The 21,085-nt window shown below is 67.2% G+C and carries 20 protein-coding genes; 7 read left to right on the top strand and 13 right to left on the bottom strand.

Translation table 11 applies throughout. The features are described from left to right. Positions 1–57 precede the first annotated feature (57 nt). From AB0J16_RS40670 to AB0J16_RS40640, 7 genes are all read right to left on the bottom strand, one after another. Positions 58–4,167 carry a bifunctional nitrate reductase/sulfite reductase flavoprotein subunit alpha gene (locus AB0J16_RS40670; protein ID WP_358550133.1) on the bottom strand — a complete coding sequence of 1,370 codons (4,110 nt, stop codon included), beginning with the start codon at positions 4,165–4,167 and terminating at the stop codon, positions 58–60. A 311-nt stretch (positions 4,168–4,478) separates the two neighbouring features. Next, complete coding sequence (locus AB0J16_RS40665; protein WP_358550131.1) at positions 4,479–5,759, bottom strand: Gfo/Idh/MocA family oxidoreductase; 1,281 nt, start codon at positions 5,757–5,759, stop codon at positions 4,479–4,481. Positions 5,760–5,848: 89 nt separating this feature from the next. Then, positions 5,849–7,126 carry an extracellular solute-binding protein gene (locus tag AB0J16_RS40660; RefSeq protein ID WP_358550129.1) on the bottom strand — a complete coding sequence of 426 codons (1,278 nt, stop codon included), beginning with the start codon at positions 7,124–7,126 and terminating at the stop codon, positions 5,849–5,851. Between the two features lie 34 nt (positions 7,127–7,160). Further along, positions 7,161–8,030: a carbohydrate ABC transporter permease gene (locus AB0J16_RS40655; RefSeq protein ID WP_358550127.1), complete on the bottom strand. Its 870-nt coding sequence runs from the start codon at positions 8,028–8,030 to the stop codon at positions 7,161–7,163. Beyond that, positions 8,014–9,000 (bottom strand): sugar ABC transporter permease, encoded by a 987-nt coding sequence (locus tag AB0J16_RS40650; RefSeq protein WP_358550125.1) that lies wholly within the window; start codon positions 8,998–9,000, stop codon positions 8,014–8,016. The genes AB0J16_RS40655 and AB0J16_RS40650 overlap by 17 nt, the downstream gene beginning before the upstream one ends. 376 nt (positions 9,001–9,376) lie before the next feature. Next, positions 9,377–9,940, bottom strand: coding sequence for a YdeI/OmpD-associated family protein (locus tag AB0J16_RS40645; protein WP_358550123.1), 564 nt, complete (start codon positions 9,938–9,940; stop codon positions 9,377–9,379). After that, a complete protein-coding gene (locus AB0J16_RS40640; protein WP_358550121.1) occupies positions 9,940–10,566 on the bottom strand; it encodes a TetR/AcrR family transcriptional regulator in 627 nt (208 codons plus the stop codon). The genes AB0J16_RS40645 and AB0J16_RS40640 overlap by 1 nt, the downstream gene beginning before the upstream one ends. A gap of 130 nt (positions 10,567–10,696) precedes the next feature. Between AB0J16_RS40640 and AB0J16_RS40635 the strand changes: the two genes are divergently transcribed. Continuing rightward, the gene (locus tag AB0J16_RS40635; RefSeq protein WP_358550119.1) at positions 10,697–11,695 is read left to right on the top strand and encodes an NADPH:quinone oxidoreductase family protein; all 999 of its coding nucleotides are present in this window, start codon (positions 10,697–10,699) and stop codon (positions 11,693–11,695) included. 210 nt (positions 11,696–11,905) lie between these two features. Here AB0J16_RS40635 and AB0J16_RS40630 read toward each other — a convergent pair whose 3' ends face one another. The 4 genes from AB0J16_RS40630 to AB0J16_RS40615 all read right to left on the bottom strand — a co-directional run bounded on the left by AB0J16_RS40630 (position 11,906) and on the right by AB0J16_RS40615 (position 14,262). Beyond that, entirely contained in the window at positions 11,906–12,283 is a 378-nt protein-coding gene (locus AB0J16_RS40630; RefSeq protein ID WP_358550117.1) for an MmcQ/YjbR family DNA-binding protein, read from the bottom strand. 242 nt (positions 12,284–12,525) lie between these two features. Beyond that, positions 12,526–13,419 (bottom strand): hypothetical protein, encoded by an 894-nt coding sequence (locus tag AB0J16_RS40625; RefSeq protein WP_358550115.1) that lies wholly within the window; start codon positions 13,417–13,419, stop codon positions 12,526–12,528. A 10-nt stretch (positions 13,420–13,429) separates the two neighbouring features. Beyond that, the gene (locus AB0J16_RS40620; RefSeq protein ID WP_358550113.1) at positions 13,430–13,567 is read right to left on the bottom strand and encodes a hypothetical protein; all 138 of its coding nucleotides are present in this window, start codon (positions 13,565–13,567) and stop codon (positions 13,430–13,432) included. An 11-nt stretch (positions 13,568–13,578) separates the two neighbouring features. After that, a complete protein-coding gene (locus AB0J16_RS40615) occupies positions 13,579–14,262 on the bottom strand; it encodes a carboxymuconolactone decarboxylase family protein (protein ID WP_358550111.1) in 684 nt (227 codons plus the stop codon). Positions 14,263–14,337: 75 nt separating this feature from the next. Between AB0J16_RS40615 and AB0J16_RS40610 the strand changes: the two genes are divergently transcribed. Both AB0J16_RS40610 and AB0J16_RS40605 read left to right on the top strand, forming a co-directional pair. After that, a complete protein-coding gene (locus AB0J16_RS40610; RefSeq protein ID WP_358550109.1) occupies positions 14,338–14,964 on the top strand; it encodes a TetR/AcrR family transcriptional regulator in 627 nt (208 codons plus the stop codon). 43 nt (positions 14,965–15,007) lie between these two features. After that, on the top strand, positions 15,008–15,556 hold the full coding sequence (locus AB0J16_RS40605; protein WP_358550107.1) for an N-acetyltransferase: 549 nt from the start codon (positions 15,008–15,010) through the stop codon (positions 15,554–15,556). A gap of 94 nt (positions 15,557–15,650) precedes the next feature. Here AB0J16_RS40605 and AB0J16_RS40600 read toward each other — a convergent pair whose 3' ends face one another. Next, on the bottom strand, positions 15,651–15,905 hold the full coding sequence (locus AB0J16_RS40600) for a hypothetical protein (RefSeq protein ID WP_358550105.1): 255 nt from the start codon (positions 15,903–15,905) through the stop codon (positions 15,651–15,653). A gap of 141 nt (positions 15,906–16,046) precedes the next feature. Here AB0J16_RS40600 and AB0J16_RS40595 point away from each other — a divergent pair, with 141 nt between their 5' ends. From AB0J16_RS40595 to AB0J16_RS40585, 3 genes are all read left to right on the top strand, one after another. After that, entirely contained in the window at positions 16,047–16,499 is a 453-nt protein-coding gene (locus AB0J16_RS40595) for a hypothetical protein (protein ID WP_358550103.1), read from the top strand. 488 nt (positions 16,500–16,987) lie between these two features. Then, positions 16,988–17,440, top strand: coding sequence for a hypothetical protein (locus tag AB0J16_RS40590; protein ID WP_358550101.1), 453 nt, complete (start codon positions 16,988–16,990; stop codon positions 17,438–17,440). Between the two features lie 374 nt (positions 17,441–17,814). Further along, positions 17,815–18,462: a hypothetical protein gene (locus tag AB0J16_RS40585; RefSeq protein ID WP_358550099.1), complete on the top strand. Its 648-nt coding sequence runs from the start codon at positions 17,815–17,817 to the stop codon at positions 18,460–18,462. A gap of 408 nt (positions 18,463–18,870) precedes the next feature. On the opposite strand, the gene AB0J16_RS40580 is transcribed toward AB0J16_RS40585, so the two are convergent. Continuing rightward, the gene (locus tag AB0J16_RS40580; RefSeq protein ID WP_358550097.1) at positions 18,871–19,938 is read right to left on the bottom strand and encodes an NAD(P)H-binding protein; all 1,068 of its coding nucleotides are present in this window, start codon (positions 19,936–19,938) and stop codon (positions 18,871–18,873) included. Positions 19,939–20,096: 158 nt separating this feature from the next. Here AB0J16_RS40580 and AB0J16_RS40575 point away from each other — a divergent pair, with 158 nt between their 5' ends. Then, positions 20,097–21,002 carry a S41 family peptidase gene (locus tag AB0J16_RS40575; protein ID WP_358550095.1) on the top strand — a complete coding sequence of 302 codons (906 nt, stop codon included), beginning with the start codon at positions 20,097–20,099 and terminating at the stop codon, positions 21,000–21,002. Positions 21,003–21,085: the final 83 nt, after the last annotated feature.

The following is a 21,085-nucleotide window of genomic DNA, read 5'->3' as shown; positions in this document are numbered from 1 at the left end:
AGCAGCTTGACCAGGAACTCGGTGCGGATGTCGCGGATGGGTGAACGTGAGCCGCCGTCAGTACACATCCCGTACGTAACGCTTGCTCGCGGCCAGCTGCTTGACGTACGCGGTCGCGTCATCAGGAGAGAGGCCGCCATAGCGGGCCGTGATGTCATGCAGCGTCTGGTCGACGTCCTTGGCCATCCGGCCGGCGTCGCCGCACACATATACGTGCGCCCCGTCCTGCAGCCAGGCCCAGAGCTGGGCACCGTGCTCGCGCATGCGGTCCTGAACGTAGACCTTGGCGCGCTGGTCACGGGAGAAGGCCAGGTCGAGACGGGTCAGTAGCCCGTCGTCGTGCATCTGGGTGAGTTCGTCGCGGTAGTAGAAGTCGGTGGCCCGGCGCTGCTCTCCGAAGAAGAGCCAGTTACGGCCGTGGTGGCCGAGGGCGCGGCGTTCGTCGAGGAAGCCGAGGAAGGGGGCGACGCCGGTGCCGGGGCCGATCATCACCATCGGGGCGCCCGGGTCCGAGGGCGGGCGGAAGTGGGTGGTGTGCTGGACGTACACCGGCACCTGGGTCCGCTCCGGGTTGCCGGCCAGGTAGGCCGAGCACGCGCCGCTGCGTGGTCGGCCACGCAGGTTGTCGAAGCGGACTACCGAGATGGTCAGGCGTATCTCGTCAGGGCTGATCAGCGGGCTGGAGGAGATGGAGTACAGGCGCGGCTGGAGCCGTTTGAGCACGCCGATCCATTCCTGGGCGTCGGCGCGTACCGGGAGTTCGGCGATGACGTCGATGGCCTGGCGGCTCCAGGTCCACTTGGCCAGCTCGCCCTTGTTGCCTGGACGCAGCAACCGGGACAGATCGCGGTCACGAGTACGTTCGGCGACGAACTTGAGCAGGCCCGAGGTGATCTTGGTGATGTCCAGATGGCGGTGCAGCGCCTCGCCGAGGGGAAGCGAGCCGAGGCCGGTGAGCTCCACGTTGTCGACCGGGCTGAGACCGGTCACCGCCAGCCATTCCATGACCAGATCGGCGCTGTTGACGGGCATGACGCCGAGCGCGTCCCCGGCCTGGTAGGCCAGCTCGCCGCCGGTGTCGAAGGTGAACTGGCGGACCTCTTTGGCCGAGCCGGGCAGGCTGAGCAGCCGGTTGCCCGACAGCGTCGCGGTAAAGGGGGCCGTCTTGCTGTGGCTCGACGCAGGCGCGGGAGACTCGACAGGTACGGACGGTGCGGCGGGCTTGGTCTCGGTGAGCGAGGCGGGCGTCGTCTCGGCGAGCGTGGTGAGCACCTGGTCGAGCCAGCCCAGCGCGCGCTCCTGGTCGTCGGGCTCGCAATCGGCGCGCGGCGCCAGGCGTACCGCGCCGAGCTCCTCAAAACGCCGGTCGAGCTGGCGTCCGTGACCGCAGAAGTCGTCGTAGCTGGAGTCGCCGAAGGCCAGCACCGCATAGCGCACGCCGTCGAGCCGCGGCGCTCCGGGCTCGGCGAGCGCCTCCCAGAAGGCGGCACCGTTGTCGGGCGCTTCACCGTCGCCGAACGTACTGGAGATGACCAGCAGGTCCGCCGCCGCGGGAAGAGCGGCCGGGGTGCAGTCGGCCATGTCGACGAGCCTGGCCTTGCGGCCCGTGTCGGCCAGGCGGCGAGCGCTGGCGGCGGCGAACTCCTCGGCGTTTCCGGTCTGTGAGGCCCACAGGACGATGAGCTCGCGCACCGGCGCCACAGGCGCCTCCGGTACAAGGGCGGGGGCCGCGACACGAGAGAAGGCGCCGGCCAGCGCACCGTTGATCCACAGAGCATGGCTCGGGTCGATGGGGGCATGACTCGGCAAGATCGGTACAGCCGTGCCGGCGGGCGGCGCATCGCTCAAACCGGCCAGGAACCCGGCCAGATATTGGCGCTCGTGACCTGCGAGCACCGGCGGGGTCAGCTCGGCCAGCCCGAACAGCCCGGCCAGCGCCGCGACCGGACCCGGCACTGCGGCCGGCTCGGGCACTCGCGAGGGGGCGTCGTCTGTGGCCACCCTGGCCAGAGAGACCGCGCACACCTTCAGCTCGGGCTGGAATGAGATCGGATCCACGGCGTCGCTGGTGACGGCGTTGACGCTGAGGTACTCGCCGAACAGGTCGTTCCAGTGGAACGGCGCGAAGCTGTTGCCCGGCATCACCCGGTCCGTCACGACCGCGGGCAGCACGGCCCGGCCGCGCCGTGAGGAGATGGCCACCAGGTCGCCCTCGCCGATGCCGAGCTCGGCCGCGTCCCGCGGATTGATCTCGACGAACGGGTCCGGGTTGAGCTTGTTCAGCTTGGCGACCTTGCCGGTCTTGGTCAGGGTGTGCCATTGGTGCGCCAACCGACCGGTGTTGAGTACGTACGGGAAGTCGTCGTCGGGCAGCTCGGCGGCGGGCAGGTGCGGGCGCGGGAAGAAGACGGCACGACCGTCGGCGGTGGCGAAGGCCAGGCGCGGGCGGCTGCCGTCCTCCCGTACGAGCGGCGCCTGGCTGAGACCGTCGTTGAGATAGCGGATCGGGTTGCGCGCGCCGGAACCGGGCGGGCTCGGCCACTGCACCGGCGTCTCCCGCAACCGCTCGTAGGTGACACCGCGCAGGTCGTAGCCGGTCGCGGGATTGCCCGCCCGCTTGATCTCCTCGAACACCTCCTCCGCGCTCTCATAGGAGAAGCCGTCCTCGAACCCCATCTCGCAGGCGACCCTGGCGATGATCCGCCAATCCGGCAGCGCCTCCCCGACCGGCTCCACGGCCTGCTGGAGCAGGGTGAGGTTGCGTTCGGAGTTGATCATCACGCCTTCGGACTCGGCCCACAGGGCGGCCGGGAGGACGACGTCGGCGTAGGCGTTGGTCTCGGTGGCCGCGAACACGTCCTGGGTGACGACGAACTCGGCGGCCTCCAGACCGGCGATCACCGTCTTGCGGTTGGCGACGCTGGCGATCGGATTGGTGCAGATGATCCAGCACGCCTTGATCTCGCCCTCGGCCATCCGCGAGAACATCTCGATCGTGCCCTGCCCGACTTCGGTCCGAAGCGTGCCGGGCGCGATCCCCCACAGCTCCTCGACGAACCGGCGATCCTCCTCCACCAGCGCCGACCGTTGTCCGGGGAGGCCGGGCCCCATGTAGCCCATCTCACGCCCACCCATCGCGTTGGGCTGGCCGGTCAGCGAGAACGGACCGCTGCCGGGGCGGCAGATCGCGCCCGTGGCCAGGTGCAGGTTGCACAGCGCGTTGGTGTTCCAGGTGCCGTGAGTGCTCTGGTTGAGCCCCATCGTCCAGCAGCTCATCCACTCGCCGGCTTCGCCGATCCACTGAGCGGCCCGACGCAGGTCGGCCTCGGGTATCCCGGTGATCTCCGCGACCGTGGCGGGCGGATAGTCGAGCAGGAAGCCCGGCATGGCCGCCCAGCCGTTGGTGTGCTCCGCGATGAACTCCTGGTCGATGTGACCGCCCTCGACCAGGAGGTACAGCAGCCCGTTGAGCAGGGCCAGGTCCGTGCCCGGCCGTACCTGTAGGAACAGGTCGGCCTTGTCGGCCGTGGCCGTGCGGCGCGGGTCCACCACGATCAGCTTGGCCCCGGCCTTGACCCGGTCCATCATCCGCAGGAACAGGATGGGGTGGCAGTCGGCCATGTTCGCGCCGATGACGAAGAACACCTCGGCGCGCTCGAAGTCCTCGTACGAGCCGGGCGGGCCGTCCGACCCCAGCGACAGCTTGTAGCCGCTGCCCGCGCTGGCCATGCACAGCCGTGAGTTGGACTCGATCTGGTTGGTGCCGACGAACCCCTTGGCCAGCTTGTTCGCCAGGTATTGGGCTTCCAGCGTCAGCTGCCCGGACACGTAGAACGACAGCGCGTCGGGCCCGTGCTCGTCCAGGATCGCGCGCAACCGCCGGGCCATGGCCGTGATCGCCGCGTCGACACCGGCCTCCTCCGGCTCCGCACCCCGATCCGGCCGGACGAGCGCTCGCTCCAGCCGTCCCGGAGCCGCGAGCATCGCCGCGCTGGTGGCTCCCTTCGTACACAGACGCCCGGCGTTGGCCGGGTGGCTCTTGTCCCCCGAGGCCTTGACCACCGCGCCACGCGTTACCTCAAGCACGATGCCGCAGCCGACGCCGCAATAGGAACAGACGGTCTTCACACGCGTGGCCGTGCCGTCGTCCGGGTCTGTCGCCGTCATCGGCCCTCTTCTTCTACAGGGCCTGAACGCTGTCCCGGGCAGTGGGCGCGTCGCAGCCGCAGCGGGCAGATCCAACGCGCAAAAGGTAAGAAGCTGGCGTTACAGGGACGTCACATCGGCCGACCGCGGCCGGTTAACTTCAAATCACCACCGATCCCTGCCCGCCACACACCTGTCGCTCCCGGCTCGACCCCACCTGCCGGTGATAGCAAGAAGCCCCCTGTGATGATCACAGAGGGCTTCTGACCTGGGAGCCTCGCCGAGCAGATGGTGTGCCGGTCTTCCGGGCCGAGCAGGTGACCGACCGTCGGTCAGGCGTCGGCCAGGCGGGTGCCGTCGTCGATCAGGCGGACGGCGCGGCCGGTGGTGGCCGAGCGGGTGGCCGCGGCTCCCACCAGCACGCTGCGGATGCCGTCGCGGTACCCGGCGGGGCGGCCCAGCGGGTCCTCGCTCGGACCGCGGAAGACGTCGTCGAGCAGCAGCCGGTCGCCGCCGCCGTGGCCGCCCTCCCCCTGCTCGATGACGATCTCCTCGCGCTCCTGCCAGTGCCGGTGCAGGGTGAGCTTCTCCCATGCGCCGGCCGCGTGCTGCTTGGTGGCGGCGCTCGGGTCGATCGCGGCGTGCGGCGGCGTCCAAGATCGCTCGCACACCTCCAGCTCGATCCGGCCCTCCGTACCGTTGAACACCACGCGGTAGCCCTCGTACGGGGCGTGCGCGGTGAGCGAGTACGTGAGCATCGCCCGATTCGCGTAACGGACCAGGACCGACATGTTGTCGTCGATCGTCACGCCCGGCCCGAAGACGTCCTGGTCGCGGATGTAGCCGTCCTCGTGCTCGGCGTCCAGGTAAAGGCGCTTGAGGTGCTGATCGGCGGAGATGTCCAGGATGAACGGATCGGTCCCGAGACCGGGCGCGCCCTGACCGCGGGCCGGGCGCGGGCCCCTGGGCAGGGCCTGGCCGTAGAAGCGCAGGTCGGTCTGGGCGAAGACGAGCTCGGGCGCGGCCGCGAGCCACCAGTTGACCAGGTCGAAGTGGTGGGTGGACTTGTGCACCAGCAGGCCGCCGGAGTTGGCCCGCTCGCGGTGCCAGCGGCGGAAGTAGTCGGCGCCGTGGATGGTGTCCAGCGCCCAGTCGAAGTGGACCGAGGTGATCTCGCCGATCGCGCCTTCGCTGATCAGCTTCTTCACCGCCGAGTTGCGGGGCGAGTAGCGGTAGTTGAAGGTGACCACCAGTTTGCCCGGGTTGCGCTCGGCGGCGGCGGCGATGGCCTCACAGCCTTCGGCGTCGACGGTGAGCGGCTTCTCCACGATGACGTCGAGCCCCGCGTCGAGGGCGGCGACGACATAGTGGGCATGCGTCACGTCCACCGTGGTGACCACGACGGCGTCGGCCAGTTCCAGCAGCTTGCCGAACTCGTCCGGATGGAAGCGGGGCACCTCGTCGCCGATGCGCTCGGCGTAGTAGTCCATGCGGGTCCGGTTGGTGTCGCAGAGGCCGACGATCGTACCGGTGTCCCGCCAGTCACCCAGCAGGGCGTCGATGTACATCCGGACGCGGTGACCAAGGCCGACGAAGGCGTACCTGGTGCTCAACTTTCTCTCCCCGAGTAGCGAAAATAATGGGCCGGCGCCACTGACGGCCCCGGCCCTGCCTTGCTGACCTCAACCCTGCTGTACCGACCTCAGCCGGCGAGGGCGGCGTTGGCTTCGGTCAGGAACTTCTGCGCGGCGGCGTCCGGAGTCGTCTTGGCGAAGACGACCTCCTCGGTGACGCGCTTGAGGATGTCATCCACCTGAAGGGCGCCCTTCGGCGGAGCGGCGATCGGGCTCAGCTCGCTCCTGACCTCGTCGATGAAGCCCAGCGTCTTCTGGTCGACGGCCGGCAGCTTGTCCTTGACGGCCGCGAGCACCTTGGCGTTGGTCGGCAGGCCACGGTCGCTCAGCAGGATCGAGGCCGCGTCCGGGTCATTGACCATGAAGTCGATGAACTTGGCGGCTTCCGCCGGATGCTCGGACTTGGCGGCGACCGTGTAGAACATCGACGGCTGCAGGAACATACCGCTGGTGGTCGCCTCCTTCACCTTGGGCATGCGCAGCAAGGTCAGCTCCTGACCGGACGCCTTGGTCAGGCCGCCGAGCTGGTTGCTCCACCACATGCCCGTCGCACCGGTGTTGGTGCCCAGCGGCGACTGTTCGACCCCGCCCGCGATCAGCTCGGAGCTCTTCGCCGCGTCAGGCGAGCCCTTGGTCTGGATGAGCTGCTGGTGGATGGCCCACCAGGCCTTCAGCGTGTCAGGCGAGACACCCAGCTTCTTGCCGTCGTACAGCTTCTCGCCCCGCTGGGCCGCGAAGATCTGCAACCAGGCGGGGTTGTAGTTGTACTCGGCTCCCGTGATGCCGCCACCGCTCGCGCTGATCTGCTTGGCCAGGTTGATCCAGTCGTCCCAGGTCCAGGACTTGTCGTCGGGTACCTTCTGCTTGGCCTTCTCGATCGTCGCCTTGTTGACGAGCATGGAGAAGGCGTTGACGCCGGAGGGAATGGCGTACTGCTTGCTGTCGATGTTCCCGGCGGCGAGCGCCTGCTGGTCGAGGTCGGTCGTGACCACCTTGCCCGCCAGGTCGGCCAGGGCGCCGCGCCCGGCGTACTCGCCCAGGCCGCGGATCTCGATGCTCATGACGTCGGGGGCGTCGTTCGCCGCCACCTTGGTGGCGAGTTTCTCGTAGTAGTTGTTGAAGTCGGAGAAGTCACCCTCGACGTTGATGGTCGGGTTCTTCTCCTCGAACTTCTTGATCACCTGCTCGGTGAGCTTCTGCCGGGAGTCGCTGCCCCAGTAGGAGAAGCGGAGTTCGACCTTGCCGCTGTCCGCCTTGTCGCCGCCGCCGCAGGCGCCGACCGACGTCATGACGGTGGCCGCGAGCAGGGCGACCGTCCAAATCTTCTTGCGCGAGCTGAAATTCACAGCTCTACCTCCTGGTGAAGAGTTGCGGGGGGTGTTACTTGAGTCCGGTGGTCGCCATGCCACGGATCAGGTATTTCTGGCCGGCCAGGAAGAATCCGAAGATCGGCCCCAGCGACACGATCGACATCGCGAACATCGGCCCCCACGAGGACTCACCGCTGGAGTCCAGGAACTGGCGCAGCGCGACGGCGACCGTGAGGTTGTCGGAGTTCGTCAGGTACAGGTTCTGGCTGAAGAAGTCGTTCCACGTCCAGATGAAGGTGAAGATGCCGGTCGTGGCGAGCGCCGGGGTGCAGAGCGGAAGGATCACCTGGAGGAAGACCCGCCAGTAACCCGCGCCGTCGATGGAGGCGGCCTCGTCCAGTTCTCTCGGCAGGGTCCGGATGAACTGGACCATGAGGAAGATGAAGAACGCGTCCGTGGCCAGGAACTTGGGCACGATCAGCGGCCAGATCGTGTTGATCCAGTCGAGCTTGGAGAACACGATGTACTGCGGCACGACCGTCACATGATGCGGCAGCATGATCGAGCCGAGCATGACCGCGAACCAGAGCTTCTTCAGCGGGAAGTTCAGCCGGGCGAAGGCGTACGCGGCCAGGGAGCAGGCGATCAGGTTGGCCGCCACCGACAGGCCGGTGATGACCGCGGAGTTCCACAGGTAGAAACCGAAGGTGTGCTTGAGCGAGGTCCAGCCGTCGCTGTAGTTCTCCAGTGTGAAGGTGCTCGGCCACAGGCCGGGCTCGCGGAAGATGAGCTCCTCGGGCTTGAGCGAGCTGGACACCATCCAGAGCAGCGGATAGAGCATGACCAGGCCGAACCCGATCAGCAGGAGGTGCTTGAGCAGGCGGCTGCCCCGCGGAAGCGGGCGGAACAGCAGCGGGACGGCCTTACTTGGTGTCGCCATAGAAGACCCAATACTTCGACGCGAGGAAGTTGACACCGGTCAGTCCGGCGATGATGAGCAGCAGCACCCAGGCCATGGCTGCCGCGTAGCCCATGTCGTAGCTCTTGAAGCCCTTCAGATACAGGTAGAGCGTGTAGAAGAGCGTGGAGTCGACCGGTCCGCCCGTGCCGCTGCTGACGATGAACGACTGGGTGAAGGACTGGAACGACTTGATCACTTCGAGTACGAGGTTGAAGAAGATGATCGGCGTGAGCAGGGGCAGCGTGATCGAGCGGAACTGGCGGAGCTTGCCGGCCCCGTCCACCTGAGCCGCCTCGTAGTAGCTCTGCGGGATCTGCCGCAGCCCCGCCAGGAAGATCACCATGGGCGCGCCGAACGTCCAGACGTGCAGCAGGATCAGCGTCCCGAGCGCGGTGTCGGGGTCGGAGACCCAACCGGCGCCCTGGATGCCGAAGACGTCCAGCACGGCGTTGACCAGGCCGTCGCTACCGAAGATCTTGCGCCAGAGGATCGCGATCGCCACGCTGCCACCGAGCAGGGAGGGCAGGTAGTAGATCGACCGGTAGAACGACAGCCCGCGCAGTCCCCGGTCGAGCGCCAGCGCCAGCCCGAGCGCGAAGGCCAGCTGCAGCGGCACCGACACGACCACGTAGATCGTGGTCACCTTCAGCGAGGTGAGGAACCGCGTGTCCTCGGTGAACATCTTCGCGTAGTTGTCGAGGCCGATCCACTTGGCTGTTTCCAGCATGTTGAAGTCGGTGAACGACAGGTACAGCGACGCCAGGATCGGACCGACCGTGATCACGAACAGGCCGAGGAACCATGGCGCCAGGAAGAGGTAGGCCGTACGGGCCTCTCGCCGTTTGTGGGCGTTCACCCGCTTGGCGCGTCTCCCCGCACCCGGCGGCTTGGCGTGGGCTCGCCTGGGAGCGAGCGCCCGTTCCGGGGTTACCGCGATCGAATCGGACATAGACGCATGTGTCCCTCATTCCTGGCCGTCCGGGCACGGCGGGATCGGATAGCGCTTTCCTATAGGTGCACCAAAAGTTTCGTCAACCCTTTGCAGGCGTTACGTAGATGTTACCGATATATCGTGATCTATGTTTTCCCAGCTCGCGCCACTATCCAAGCAATTAGCTTCCCAGCTAAAATTTTCCAGGAACTACAACCGGTTGCACTGCTCCGCTCACCAGGAGCCGCTCAGCTCCTTGATCGTGGAGGCGCGGCTCACCCGGTCGTGCAGCGGCCCGCTCAGGCCCGGCTCGCCCTCAGAGCGGTCTCAGGGCCGCGCTTCCCTCGCTTGGGCAGCGACTCGCCGTGGTACCGGCAACCGTTGCTGGGCAGCGTCAGGGGTAGATCTTCTTCTGCTCGGCCAGCATTGCGACGTACTGCTCGATACGACGTGCCCGAGTCTCGGGTTTCTTGGCGTCCTGCACGCGATACAGCACCGCGTAACGATTGCGGCTGTCCAGCGTCGCGAAGAATTCCTGCGCGGCGGGATTCTGAGCCAGGGCGCGCGCCAGATCTTCGGGCACGGTGGCGGTCCGCGGTCCGTCGTATGCGGCGTCCCAGCGGCCGTCCTCTTTCGCGCGTTGGATCTCCAGCAGGCCCGCCGGCCTCATCCGGCCCTGGTCGATCAGCGCGGTGACCTTGTCGCGGTTGACCTTCGACCATTTGCTCCTCGGCCTGCGCGGAGTGAAGCGCTGTAGCCAGTGGTCATCGTCGAACTTGGCCTTCTGCCCGTCGATCCAACCGAAGCACAGTGCCACGTCAAGCGCCTCGGCATAGGTCAGCGACTGGCCGCCCGCCACCTTCTTGTCGAGCTTGAGCCAGATTCCGGACGAGGAGGCATGGCTGACGGCGAGCCATTCTTCGAATGCCGCGGCCGACGGGAACGAGCGAGTTTCCACTAGATCACCTGCTGTGATGGCGCGGACGTGAGGGTGTCCCAGGCGGCCATCGCGCAGGTGATGACCGTTTCCAGTTCGGCGCGGGTGGCGCCGTCGCGGGCTTGTATGGACAGGCCGTGAACCACGGTGGTGTAGTAGCGGGCGATGGCGTCCAGGCTGGTGGGCGGTGCGGTGAGGTCACCGTCGGTGACGCCGCGAATGAGCCGGTCTTTGACGGTGGTGAGCTGGTCGTGCCGGCGGTCGGCGAGGAATTCTCGGACCGCGTGGTTTTCCACGGCGCCGGTCGGCGCGGCGAGGATGAGCATGCAGTAGTGCGGGGCGTCGGGGCGGGTGATCTCATCGGCGGTGGCACGCAACATGGCGTGGATCGCGGCGCGTGTGGTCGGTTGTTCACGCAGCGCGCGCCTGGGCGGCTCGCCTGAGGTCGCGCCGTAGAGCGCCATGACCTTGCGGAACAGGTCTTCCTTGCTGCCGAAGCAGGCGTAGATGCTGGCCGAGGCGATCCCCATGACCTGGGCCAGGTCGTTGAGCGAGGTGCCCTCGTAGCCCCGTTCCCAGAACAGGTCCAGCGCCTGACGCAGGGCGGTGTCCGGGTCGAACGTGCGCGGCCTGCCGCGAGCGGCCATCGGGATGTGCCTCCGTACTTGTTTGCCGTTCGATCAAGTTTACCTTGACCTGCGACGCACGGGCGTGCCACGATTTGTTGGCCGTTCGATAAATAAATCCGTTCGATAAATGGAGAGGGAGCCCATCGTCATGAGCATTCCCGCGACCATGCGCGCCCTGGAGCAGACGTCACTGAACGGCCCGCAGGACCTGCGCCTGATCACCGACGCGCCGGTACCGAGCCCGGGCCCGGGCGAGGTCCTGATCCGGGTCACCGCCGCCGGCGTCAATTTCGTCGACATCTCGCAAGCCCATGGCACGTTCGCGGGCGGCCCGCAGCCGCCGTATCTGGCGGGCATCGAGGGCGCCGGTGAAGTCACCGCCGTCGGTGAGGAGGTGACCGGCCTGGAGCCCGGCGCCCACGTCATCGGCGTCGACGTCACAGGCGGCGCCTTCGCCGAGTACATGGTGCTACCCGCAGCCGGCGCGGTGCCCGTGCCGGCGGGCTGGGCCGACGAGCAGGCGCTCGGCCTGGTCGTGAACTGGCCGACCGCGCTGGCGGCGCTCAAGCCGCTGGGCCACATCGCCGCCGGACAGACCGTGCTCATCCACGCCGCGGCCGGCGGAACCGGCCAGGCCGCGGTGAAGATGGCCAAACACTACGGCGCGACGGTGATCGCCACGGCCTCGCCAGGCAAGCACGAGGTGGTACGGGCACAGGGCGCCGACCACATCATCGACTCCCGCGGCACCGACATCGCCGCCGAGGTCCTGCGACTGACCGGCGGCGCGGGCGTCGACCTGGTGCTGGAGTCGGTCGGCGGCGCCACCCTCGACGCCAGCCTGGCCGCTGCCAAGCGGGTCACCGGCCGGGTCGTCGTCTATGGCCTGGCCGGCGGCGAAGCCGCGATCACCAACTGGGAACTGGTCTACAAGCACCAGATCCACCTCATCGGCCTGAACATCGGCTCCCTGATCCAGGCCGCACCACAGATCTTCGGCGAAGTCATGAGCGAGATGTCCGGCCTCCTCGCCGCCGGGGTGCTCGGCCCCGGCCGGCCGACCGTCTACGAGCTGGCTGAAGGGCCGAAAGCGCTGGCGGAACTGGAAGCGCGGGCCACCGTGGGCAAGCTGGCGCTGCTGCCCTGAGCCGACCGTGACGCCAGGCGGCTTCTGCCGATGGCAGGCACGAGCGCAGGCTTGCGCCCGATCACCCCGAAATGACAGGAGCAACAGGCATGGCCATAGAGGAAAAGACAGTCCTGGCGACCGGGGCCAACCGCGGCATCGGGCCTCGGCGCCGGCCAGGCAATCACGAACGCCGAGGTGGGACCAAGGAGCTCGCCGACGAGTAGCCCGTCAGTGCTCCGGCGGACTACCCAGCTTGTCCCGTTCAGCCCTGGTCAGGCGGGCCACGACCAGGTCGTAGGAGTGATCGATCAGGTCGAGAAGTTCGTCGTCGGGCACGGAGCCGTCGAGCGTGATCGTGTTCCAGTGGCGCTTATTGAGGTGGTAGCCCGCGGTGATCGCGGCATACCGGCCGCGCAGGCCGACCGCGAGGTCCGGGTCGCATTTGAGGCTGATGCTGCCGGGGAGCGGGCCCAGCGCGACCAGCGCGAATATCTTGCCGGCGATTTTGAACACCGCCACCTCGTCGCCGAACGGGTAATCCTCCACCGATCCTGGCTGGGCGCCGCACGCCGCGATCATCCGGTCACGCCGGGAGTTGTGCGCCATCGCGTACTCACCTGCCATTCTCTAGACCGCGGCTGGTGCCAAATCCTAACTTTCTCAGCATCCGCGCAGGAGTTCGTCGTCGCCGCTGAGACTCACGGAGCAGCCCGCAATGGGCCGAGATTCATCATCGCTGGTGACGTCGCCGCCCGTGATCGTGTAGTCGGCATCGGTCGTCAGGTAGGGGTTCAGCCGAGAGGACAGCCACGCGTGCGAGGGACGGAACGGGCACGCTGCGCAGCAGTTCACCCCCACACGAGGTCTAATATCGACCCCGCGATGAAGAGGATCAGCGCCGTCCATTTCACTGGATCGCCGGTGGCCTGCCGCCCGAGGAGAAACAGGCCCCATGAACTCAGGACCCGTACAGCGGCCACGGTCAGGCGCAAATGGGCGTCGATTCGGACCTGCCGATATTGCAGGGCGAACGCAAAAGAGCTGCCAGCAACGAAAATTCCGAACCCCACGACTGTCGTGATGACCAGTTGCAGATAAAAGAAGAGGACGGCAACCACTGCCGCACCGACCGCAACCATCCCAGGAATGATGCAGCCGGACAGACCCCCATCGGGGCTGTACCTTCTGTGTTGCGCGGCCAGGAAAGAATTCGCCTGGTCCGACAAGTCGAGTCGGCGAGCTACCTCCTGCAGGGCTTCCGCTTCAATGAACGTCGCCTGATCAGGGCATATGCGGTCGCCGTGCTGCTCGCTACACGGGAATTCCGCTCTCATTCGGATGCTCACTCGTGCGATGAATTCCTCGACATCGGCAACCGATAGCAGCGGCGGCACCGCTGCCACCGGAGACTCGGAGAACCAATACCCCTTTATATGAGGAATGACAAATCCGTTGATCGGAACGGTACCCGGGACAATGGGGGCCTCGATCGCTGCTCCGAGGATCGTTTTGGCGAGCTGTTTCGGCAGTTGGTCATACTTCGCAAACTTCCGGATCTCACTAAGTAATTCGCGTTGTCGCGTGGCCCGCTCATGGGCTCTCAGTAACCGCTCGCGACCTACGAGATCGAGTGCGACCGCCAGCCCGGCGAGAAACTGGAGCAGCTTTCCCGACTTGGCCAACCACCACGCTGCCGGATACTCACCCGATGCTTGCGACAGTCCATGCAGAAGGGCGGACACGACATCGACCTTACCCAGACGCGGCGCGGGCCTTGTCGGCCAGCGGTCGCACCATGCCTCCGTCGTCGGCGAGGAACAGGCCGCTGTAGACCAGCACACCGATCTCCTGCGACGCCGCCGTACGGCGCTGCTGTACAGCCCTCCCCACGACCTCTCACTTCAGACTCGGGCGGCGCCGAGTTCGGCGAGCAGGGCGTCGAGCACGTGCATGGCGCGCCACGCCTTGGTCATGCCGAACTGCGCGGAGAACCGTACGACGGCACGGGCCTCCTCTGATGTGGCGCCGGCGGCGAGGGCGCGCGTCAGGTGGGCGCGGAAGCTCTCCTGCAGGGTCTGGAAGAGCACGTCGACGGTCATCGTGATGAACGCGCGCTCACGAACCGACAGCAGCCGCATGCCGGCGCGCATCCGCGACTGCAGGTCCATGTAGCTGCCGAACGGTGCATCAAGGGCGGCCACGGCCTGCCGCATCGGCTCGGGGATCGGGCTGCCCGTGCCGTTGGCGTTCACCTCGTGGCCCTGGCCGGTAGGGGCGGGCAGGGCGTGCTCCCGTTCCAGGTCGATCAGGCGAGCGAGCGCCGTCAGGGCGGCGGGATAACCGCTGTCGTAGGCGACGAAGCGGAGCATTTCGCGCAGGTCGTCGGCCGACAAGCCACAGTCTGCCGCCATGGTCACGTGCTGCTGGAAGGGCAGGCCGAGGGTCTGCTGGCAGACGTCGGCGGTGAGGCACAGCAGGACCTTCTCGCGCGTGGTCAGCTCCGGGCTCTCGTCCCAGAGCAGGCGGTCGGTGGCGGCGCTCATCTCGGCGAATACCGGGTCCAACGCCTTTGCTTGGTCAGCCATTGGAAATCCTCCATATGTGAACGGCTGTAGTGCTACGACCGTAGCGCTAAAGTCGTTCGCCTACAATGGGCCACCATGGACACGACCCCCTCCGCTCCGGCCGGCCCTTCTGGCGGCAGGCGGGGCCGCAATCCGCGCGGCCAGGGCGAGCGGCTGCGCGAAGACATCGTCGGCGCCGCCCTGCGACTGCTGGACGAACACGGCGACGACCAGGCCTTGTCCATGCGCGCGGTGGCCCGGGAGGTCGGCGTCGCGGCGACCTCTGTGTACATTCACTTCGCCGACCGGGACGCGCTCGTCCTTGCCGCCCTGGAGAAGTTCCATCGCGAACTCTTGGAGGCCGTCGATCAGGCCGAGACCGGTGCCGCCGATCCGGCGGGGAAGCTGCGTGCCCGTGTCCTGCTGCTGGGCAGGTGGGTCCAACGACACCCCGGCCTGTACAAGGTGCTGCACGAGAGCACGCTCAACCAGCGGGCGGCCATGTCCTTCAAACAGGAGCTGGCCGAGCGCACCACCGCCGCGGTGCGGCGGTGTATCGACGCCGGGCTCGCCCCGGCCGACGACGCCGCAGTGGTCTCACTGGACTTGAGGGCGGCGGTCCACGGGGCTGTGTCGATGCGGGTCAATCAGCCCGACCTGCCATGGCCGCCGCTGGAGGAGCAGGTCGATCGCTTCCTGACCAAGCTTGTCGGCCTCGGGTGAAAACCAGATGCCGTCGGCGCGACAGATCGTTTACCCTCCGGGCGTGGAGCTTCGAGAAGAGCGGCCGGCCGACGCGGACGCTGTGCGTCACGTCCATCTACGAGCGTTCGGCGACCACGGCGGAGTTGTTGCCGGCCTGGTCGACACCCTCCGCCACGGCATCCGCTCCGACGGGGGGTTCGCGCTCGTGGCCGAGGCCGACGGACAGGTCGTCGGGCACGTCATGTTCACCCGCAGCCTGCTCGACGCGCCGCGGCGGCTGGTCGACGTGCGGGTACTCAGCCCGCTGGGCGTGCTACCCGAGCACCAGCGGCAGGGCATCGGCTCGGCCCTGGTCCGCGCCGGGCTCACGACTCTCGCCGAAGGAGAAAGCCCCCTCGTCTTCCTGGAAGGCGACCCCCGCTACTACTCCCGCCTCGGATTCACCCCGGGGGCCGAGCAAGGCTTCCGCAAGCCGTCCCTGCGCATCCCCGACGACGCCTTCCAGGTGGTCAGGCTTCCGGCGTACGAGCCGTGGATGACGGGGACGCTGGTCTACTCCGAGCCGTTCTGGCGTCACGATGCCGTCGGGCTTCGAGACCCCGACGCCTGATCAGTCCAACCTCGAGTCCCTACCTGCACGGAATCGCGCCATCCCGACGCCTAGTAGACCAGCGATCACGCGTCGAGATGACGTCGGCTGTAGGTCAGCGATCTATGAGTCCTTGGCGGAACAGGCTTTCCGCGGTGTCGACGACGGTGGTGACCACGTCGCGGGGCGCCCAGCCGAGCACCTTGCGGGCCTTGTCGGTGTGCAGGACGGGGACTTTGCCCAGCTGGCTGAGGGCGTCCCGCAGCGCGGGGTCGGTGCGTGCGCCTTCACGTACTTGCTCCGCGGTCAGTTCCTGAGTGGGGACCCGGGCAGCGCGCTCGCCCAACTGCTCGGCGAGGATGTTCGCCATCCACAGGAAGCTGATCGCGTGTTTCAGCAGGATGCGTAGATGACGACCTTCGGCCAGCAGACGTGAGACATGGGACCCAGCGGGCAAGGCGGTTCCGAAATCCAGGTGTCCACTCCTGGGACACGAAGGCAAGATCTCAGCATGTCTACCGACATCAGTGGGATGATCGAGTGCCGACCGGGTGCCCGCCTTTGGGGCCCGGACGATGAAGACTCTGTGTGGCAGGCCGCCATCGACCTCTTCCTGCTCAACCGCGGCAACGCTTACGACGGACTCGCCTGCCTTTTCGGGATCCGCAACACCTTCGGCTTTCGCCCTATAGCCGAAGGCCGTGGCTTTCCCCGCGACGCCTCGGAGGGGCTGACGAGCGAGCTTGCCGCCTATGGTGGACCTGCCGACGTATTCGGCACCACGTGGCTCACTTGGGCTGAGGTCGCCTCTATCGACTGGACCGAGACAGACAGCTCCGGCACGCGAAGCCGCGGCATGGTCGCCGGCGACCAGAGTGACTGGGGCCGAGTGTGGAGCGTGATGCGCACGCTCAGTGAAGTGCACGGCGCGCACAGCGTGCGGCTTGTCGTCTGGTTCCACTAATCACCCGGGCTGGCCAGCCACGGCGCTGAGTCATTCGCAGCCCACCTGGCCGCCTGTGGTCAGCGCCCAGTACCAGCCTGGGAAACTGTGGCCGCTCTTGCTGCAACGGAATCTGCGCGCCAGCCAGCGGCGTGGCCGAGCGTGAGGATTCTGCACCTGGGGTTCCGGAGTGATGTCTCCGCCCGAATGCGGCCGGCTTCGTTCGGGTGTCGCGTTTGAAGAACAACCCGTCATGGCTGTCGCGGATCTTCAGCGTGGTCACGTGGGAGTCAGGCGCCACCTGAAGCCCGCGTCGCCCAGTTCAGTGACGAGTTCCCGAGTGGCAGGGTGTGATCGTGTAAGACCTCGTTGCTGTACTTCTCTGCTGTAGTGCGCTGAGCACACGGCAGGACGCCGACAACTGATCCGCAAGGCCTGCGTCCCCACATGAATCGTGATCAATGCGAGTGCATCGCGAGACGGTCGGATCAGATGCTTGCGGTGTGGACATGTGCAACGCGAGTGTCTCACCCGCCGCCGAAGGGCGGCTTGCCGAGCGGGTGGTCGCCGCCGCGCTCGCCGGCATCATCCTGCCCTTCATCCAGTTCGGCTGGCTGCTGCTCGTAGCCGCCCTGTCCGACGACTCGCACTGCGGCCACTTCGGCTGCCTCAGCCAGCTGACCGACGCCTGGACGGTGGGGAACTGGGCGGCGGTCGTGCTCGCCTGGCCGCTGCTGCACCTCCTACGGGTGCGCCCGGCGTGGCCCGTCGCCGTGCTGGCGCCCTTCTTCCTGGTGCCAATCTGGGAACTCGCCGACGCACCGGTCGGCGTGGTCGCCGGATTGTTCGCCTACCCACTGGCCGCCCTGGCGAGCGCGCCGCGCCTGTCGTGGCGGCGGCGCAGTCTGGTCCTGGCCCTCCTCCTTCTGCTCTGCGCCTTCCTCGCGCTTTCTTCCGGATAGTCCCGGCCCGGACAGCCCTCAGGTCGGCCTCACCGCAGGTCAAGATCAGGGGAGTACAGCATCTGATCCGCAGCCAGTTCGAAATCGTCCACCGGTGCCAGAAATGCCTGCTCACGGGCACCTCCGACTGATCATTTTCTATGAACGTCCATCGACGTCCAGGGACGTTGTCAGCAGCAACATCGGCGCGGCGTGAACCAATGGTCGTGTAGTGGGATCTAACGAGATCACAGCATAGAAGGGACCCATGTGATCATCTGGTTGAGCTGCACCTTCGGGGGCAGGCAACCATGTCACCGTGGATGGGCCTTTCGCACGCGACCAGGGCCGCGCATGACACAGGGCGCCCCCGCAGCCGTGAGCGTGTCCCAGGCATGGTGATCCGCAAAAGCGCCCCGCGCTCCACTCAGCGAATCGACGTGACCCGCCTTCCCGAAGACGTCGTGGCGCTCATCGACGCCCTCGGTCCTGGTGAGAACCTGGTCCTCACACGTGACGGCGCATCGATCGCGACGATCTCCAGCACCATTGACGTGGTCCAAGGCGCCATCGTGGATCGCGACGCGCCAGATGGGGCCAACGACCAAGCACCGATCGACCACGAGAGCGTGACAGTCGTGGCCACCGCGATGGAGCTGTCGACCGCGGCTCGGGTCGCACTCTCCACCCAGCTCGGGGCGGACTACGTAGTGCTCGATATGCATGCGGCTCCCGCGACAACCGATGTGCTGCTGGTACCCCCAGGCAGCCCGCAACTGATCACAGCGCTCCGATCGATGTTCCCGAAAGCTCGCGTCGTCGTCACCGAAATCGAGGACCACGAACTCGGAGTTCAGTACCACGGCCCGGTCCGACGACTACTCGACGCCGGCGCTGATGCGTATCTACCTCCGGCGGCTCTCCCACAGCTGGCCAGGCAGCTTGACTACACACTGAATCAAGGGCGCGAGATCGCTGGCGGCGCCGCGACACCACCGCAGATCGCACCGACCGTGGAGCCGGCGGATCCAGACGACGAATGACCCCGTGCCTCTTCGCTGGATCCCAGGTAGGGCGTACCGTGCCTGATGATCTCCACTGTGCTCCCCTGTCGGTCACGTCCACGGACGTGACCCAGGGAAGGGCAGAGGGGCTTGTCGATCACTTTCACGTCGCCCTGAACAGCGGACATAGATGGCTACAGTGCACGGGGCTCGGGCTGGGCGTGCTGCTGGATGCGACCGTGATCAGGGCGCTGCCGCTGCCGGCGTTCGTCGCGGTGATGGGTCGATGGAACTGGTAGCTTCCCGGCCCTGCTCCTACAGGTGCCCGCCGGTCCAGAGGTTCCGGTCCCGGTTCGTACGCCTGGATCGCGGGCTGAGCCCGATCCCGCGGGCCAAGGTTGACTGGATCTCCGGGTAGGCGGGGGCGCGGCGGGCTGCGCGAGGCGATCAGCGGCAACAGCCCATCCGTGACCGACACGTCATGTGCCGTCCACGGGTCATCTCACCGGAAGTCGCGTGCGTGGTCGAGTGCCCATTCATCGAATGTGATCGCCGAGCGGCCCAGGACTCCTCGACGGTGGGCACCGCCGGCGAGTTCCCGGCAGCCGCATCGTCGAGGAACTGCAGCACCGCCTCGACTTCCCCCGCCGGCATGAATTGCGAGAACTGTCGCATCGCGGCATCGCGGGACAACTCCCGCACCGGGATCTCCCTGCCCACAGCGCGGCCGATCGCGGCGACCTGGTCACGCTGGGAAATCCGAGCCGGGCCGGTGAGCAGCCCGCTCACAGCCCGTGCGGTGTCGCCGGACAGCGCCGCACAGACGACGGCGGCGACATCCCACTCGTGGATCGGAGCGGTCAGCGCATCCGGCTGGTACAGCGCCACGCCTCCGTTGGCCCGGATCTGGTACGCCCAGCCCAGAGCGTTGGTGGCGAGCACGAGCGGACGGACCGGCACCATCAGCACATCTGAGGCGACAGCGAACGCAGCCTCGACCGCACGATGCTTCTCAGCGATGGCGTTGCCTGCCGAGGAGGGGTGGATCACGCTCCCTGAGGACATCAGCACGATGCGCTCCAACGCGGCGGCACGGGCGGTCTCGATGACACCGTGGACGCCCTGGTGGTTGGCGTAGAGGAACACCTGCCTGGCACCCCCGAACGCTGGGAGAAGACTGGCCGGGTCGGTCAGGTCCGCGGCGAACACCTCGACGCCGTCCGGGAACTGACCGGGGGCCGGACGGCGGGCGGACGCGCGGACGGGGACGCCTTCAGCCAGAAGCCGCTTCATGACGAACTTGCCGACGCTCCCGCGAGCTCCCATGACCAGGGTGGGCTTGCGATGAAGACTTGCCATGACAGGCTCCAATGCACGCAGTGACCACGCGCCACGGAGACCCTGATCGGCCGACGGGGCGTTCCGACGCAGCACCCCGATACTGAAGAGCATAACTCCGTGATCAGGAGTGGCAGAGGTCTCCGCCACGGCCCCGTCCCGGTCCAGCGAGGGCATCGCTGCAGGTGGAACCGCTGACGCAACGGGTGGGCGAGCGCCGCGAACTGCTCAGCCGCGCCGATCTCCAGAACATCCTCAGGAGGTGGCAAGTGCGCATACCGAAGGTTTCTCAACGTCTTTGACGCTTTCGTCAGGGCAGTGATCTACTCCCTGCCATGACGACTCTGACGGACCTTCAGCCCGCCCCTGTCATCGACGAGACAGCCCGGCTGCTGACCGAGCACTACGTTTTCCCTGAGATAGCCGAGCAGCTCGCCGACCTGCTACAACGACGCCTCGCCCAGGGCGCCTATGACGTCGACGGTGCCGAGGAACTCGCCCGTCTGGTCACCGCGGACCTGCAGTCCGTCAACAACGACAAACACCTGAGACTGAAGCACCACGCCGACCCGGTGTCCCCCGAGCAGGGCGCGGCAACCCTGGAGTCCATCCGCCGGGACTTCGACACCTCGCTGGGCGGTGCGCCCCGGGTGGAGTTGCTCGAGGGAGGGGTCGCCGTCGTGGAGCTGGCGCCGATGCTGTTTCCGCTGGAGTGGGCCGCCGAACCGCTGAGCGCCGCGCTCACCCTGGCCTCCCGCGCCCAGGCGCTGATCGTGGACCTTCGCAACAACCGGGGCGGCGACCCGGACACCGTCGCCTTCGTCTGCAGTTACCTCCTGGACGAGCGCACCCACCTCAACACCATGTACTGGCGCAGCGGCGAGCGCAGCGAGCAGTCCTGGAGCCTGCCGCACGTTCCCGGCGCGCGTTTCGGCGGCAGCAAACCGGTGTACGTGTTGTCCAGTGACAGCACCTTCTCCGCCGCTGAGGAACTGGCCTACGACCTGCAACAGCTCGGCCGCGCCGTTGTCGTCGGTGAGCCCACCCGCGGCGGCGCGCACCCGTGCGAGGGCTGGACCGTCCACCCCCACCTGGAAACCACCGTCCCCACCGGTCGCGCCATCAACCCCGTCTCCGGCGCGAACTGGGAGGGCACCGGCGTGCGGCCGGACGTCCCTTGCGCTGCCGCGGAATCCCTCGACCAGGCACACGCGCTGGCCCTCGCCCGACTGGCAGGCTGACGCAGCCCAGCTCATCGACGGTGCGGTACCAAACGTCGTTCGTGATCAAGGCGCGGGCGGCCTGCACTTTATCCGGTGGCTCT

Origin of the sequence: Nonomuraea sp. NPDC049750, from assembly GCF_040659625.1 — a bacterium.
GTDB lineage: Bacteria > Actinomycetota > Actinomycetes > Streptosporangiales > Streptosporangiaceae > Nonomuraea.
This window is presented reverse-complemented; position numbering and strand designations above follow the sequence as displayed.

Bases quoted from the DNA above. Each gene is read 5' to 3' on its own strand.
- AB0J16_RS40655 (WP_358550127.1), bottom strand. From the start codon at position 8,030: ATGGCGACACCAAGTAAGGCCGTCCCGCTGCTGTTCCGCCCGCTTCCG.
- AB0J16_RS40590 (WP_358550101.1), top strand. From the start codon at position 16,988: ATGTGCAACGCGAGTGTCTCACCCGCCGCCGAAGGGCGGCTTGCCGAG.
- AB0J16_RS40635 (WP_358550119.1), top strand. From the start codon at position 10,697: ATGAGCATTCCCGCGACCATGCGCGCCCTGGAGCAGACGTCACTGAAC.
- AB0J16_RS40670 (WP_358550133.1), bottom strand. From the start codon at position 4,167: ATGACGGCGACAGACCCGGACGACGGCACGGCCACGCGTGTGAAGACC.
- AB0J16_RS40610 (WP_358550109.1), top strand. From the start codon at position 14,338: ATGGACACGACCCCCTCCGCTCCGGCCGGCCCTTCTGGCGGCAGGCGG.
- AB0J16_RS40630 (WP_358550117.1), bottom strand. From the start codon at position 12,283: ATGGCGCACAACTCCCGGCGTGACCGGATGATCGCGGCGTGCGGCGCC.
- AB0J16_RS40595 (WP_358550103.1), top strand. From the start codon at position 16,047: ATGTCTACCGACATCAGTGGGATGATCGAGTGCCGACCGGGTGCCCGC.
- AB0J16_RS40615 (WP_358550111.1), bottom strand. From the start codon at position 14,262: ATGGCTGACCAAGCAAAGGCGTTGGACCCGGTATTCGCCGAGATGAGC.
- AB0J16_RS40585 (WP_358550099.1), top strand. From the start codon at position 17,815: ATGGTGATCCGCAAAAGCGCCCCGCGCTCCACTCAGCGAATCGACGTG.
- AB0J16_RS40650 (WP_358550125.1), bottom strand. From the start codon at position 9,000: ATGTCCGATTCGATCGCGGTAACCCCGGAACGGGCGCTCGCTCCCAGG.
- AB0J16_RS40580 (WP_358550097.1), bottom strand. From the start codon at position 19,938: ATGCCCTCGCTGGACCGGGACGGGGCCGTGGCGGAGACCTCTGCCACT.
- AB0J16_RS40640 (WP_358550121.1), bottom strand. From the start codon at position 10,566: ATGGCCGCTCGCGGCAGGCCGCGCACGTTCGACCCGGACACCGCCCTG.
- AB0J16_RS40575 (WP_358550095.1), top strand. From the start codon at position 20,097: ATGACGACTCTGACGGACCTTCAGCCCGCCCCTGTCATCGACGAGACA.
- AB0J16_RS40600 (WP_358550105.1), bottom strand. From the start codon at position 15,905: ATGGCGAACATCCTCGCCGAGCAGTTGGGCGAGCGCGCTGCCCGGGTC.